Here is a 783-nt window from a genome sequence, read left to right on the forward strand (position 1 = left end):
ACCTGACGAACTCCCCTCTTGGATAACTGACTTTCTCCAGCATAATGCTCTTAGCATAAGCGATATAGATATTATTTTCACTGGCGACCCTACTTCGCTACCTTGGCAATGTCCTATATTGTCTTATAAAAATCTTTGTGGCGAATATTTCACAGCCTCAGCTTTTGGTTTATGGTATGCCTGCCACTACCTGAAGGAAGACAAAGCACGCCGCATACTACTTATTAATTCTTATAACAATAAAGATTTCAGTTTGGTATTAGTAGAAAAATTTTCTGTATAGACTTACCCTATACGTTGGATATAGGAACAATATAGGAAGAGCGAAGGAAAGTTGGCGAGCTGGCGCAGCCGAGTATGTGATGAATAATTAGCGAAAAATAAGTATCCAATAATGGTTGAAAAAATAGAAAAATATACTTTTTTACTCATTTCCTGCTAATCAATGTAAGAAAAATTGATTATTAAAAAAAAAGGTGTAACTTTGCACCGTTTTTATAGTATGTATAATTATAGTAACTAACTAAGAATCAATTGTAAAGAATACAAAACTACAGTTTCATTATGACTAAAAAAGCCTTATTTTCACTACTTACAACCTTATTTTGTACAGTAGTTTTAGCACAACAAGAGTCGCAGTACACACAGTATATGTATAACACTATGCTGTTTAATCCTGGTTACACTGGCTCACGCGAAGTAGGAAGTTTCTTTGGTATGTTTCGTACCCAATGGGTAGGCATCAAAGGGGCACCTACTAATGGTAGCATTAGCTATCACCAA

1 protein-coding gene and 1 pseudogene are annotated in these 783 nt (G+C 35.2%); both read left to right on the forward strand.

The window, feature by feature from the left end; all coding sequences use genetic code 11:
* Window positions 1-283 (forward strand): annotated as a pseudogene (locus tag HMPREF9074_RS12395) (beta-ketoacyl synthase); the annotation flags it as partial.
* Window positions 284-564: 281 nt separating this feature from the next.
* On the forward strand, window positions 565-783 hold a 219-nt coding region (locus HMPREF9074_RS08470; protein WP_034540279.1), incomplete at its 3' end, for a type IX secretion system membrane protein PorP/SprF.

It is taken from the genome of Capnocytophaga sp. oral taxon 329 str. F0087 (assembly GCF_000213295.2).
Classification (GTDB): domain Bacteria; phylum Bacteroidota; class Bacteroidia; order Flavobacteriales; family Flavobacteriaceae; genus Capnocytophaga; species Capnocytophaga leadbetteri_A.